Annotated in this window: 2 protein-coding genes and 1 pseudogene; all 3 read left to right on the top strand. The window is 59.8% G+C overall.

The window, feature by feature from the left end:
- Window positions 1-443 (top strand): IS3 family transposase (locus tag FWJ67_RS11270; RefSeq protein WP_414482879.1); only part of this gene is annotated, 443 nt, incomplete at its 5' end.
- Window positions 398-730: pseudogene (locus tag FWJ67_RS11265) on the top strand (Dna2/Cas4 domain-containing protein); the annotation flags it as partial. The gene FWJ67_RS11270 and the pseudogene FWJ67_RS11265, both read left to right, overlap by 46 nt.
- A gap of 9 nt (window positions 731-739) precedes the next feature.
- On the top strand, window positions 740-1,084 hold a 345-nt coding region (locus tag FWJ67_RS11260), incomplete at its 3' end, for a CRISPR-associated endonuclease Cas1 (RefSeq protein ID WP_414482880.1).

The following is a 1,084-nucleotide window of genomic DNA, read 5'->3' as shown; positions in this document are numbered from 1 at the left end:
ACGCTTTCTCGAGGCGTGTCATCGGCTGGTCCATGGGTGAGCGCCCGGTGGCTGACTTGCCAATCGGAGCGGTCCGTATGGCCGTCTGGAACCGTAGACCCGACCCAGGTGTCATTCATCACTCCGATCATGGATCACAGTACACCTCGCTTGCCTTTGGAAAAACCCTACGTGAAGCTGGGCTTGTAGGTTCGATGGGATCCGTCGGAGACGCCTACGACAATGCGATGGCAGAGAGTTTCTTCGCTACGCTGAAGACAGAACTTCTCGACAGGCAGAGATGGATGACACGGATGCAACTTCGAGCCGCTATCTTCGACTACATCGAGGTGTTCTATAACAGACGACGCCGCCACTCTGCTCTTGGGCACCTCAGTCCTATCGAGTTTGAAAGGAGGTGGCTTACGACAGGCCGAAGATCCAGTCAACCCCCTGCAGCCTAGTCCTATACTGTCCACCAAACCGGGGCAACTTCATTCCAGGCGGGGCCCGGGAGCCTGAGCGGGTCCAACTGTGCGCTCAGGGGCTCATCCTGCGCGAGAACGGCTATGTGTGCAATTCCGGCATCCTCTACTACGTCGAATCGCGCACACGGGTGGAAGTGCCGTTTGATGATGCCCTCATTGAGAGGACGCGATCCCTCGTTCGCGAGCTACGCCGTACGGCGGCCCAGGGACGCATTCCGCCTCCGCTCGAGGACAGCCCGAAGTGCCCGCGGTGCTCGCTGGTGGGCATCTGTTTGCCCGACGAGGTGACCTATCTCGCCCACGAGAGTCGAGCCGCAACTCCGGGAACGATCCGGCGCCTCACGCCCCCTCGGGATGACCGTTTTCCCATCTATGTGCAAGAACAGGGCGCCTATGTCCAAAAGCGCGGCGACCGACTCCAGGTGACGAAAGATGGCGAGACGGTCGCCGACGTGCGGTTGCTGGATGTGCTCGAGCTCAACTTGTTCGGAAACGTGCAGATCAGCACCCAGACCGTGCGGGAGCTCTGCCAGCGTGATATCCCGGTTGCGTATTACTCGTACGGCGGGTGGCTGTCGGGTATCACGTTCGGCATGGGTCACAAGAACGTAGAGCTT

Source organism: Limnochorda sp. (assembly GCF_047459355.1).
GTDB lineage: Bacteria > Bacillota > Limnochordia > Limnochordales > Limnochordaceae > Limnochorda.
This window is presented reverse-complemented; position numbering and strand designations above follow the sequence as displayed.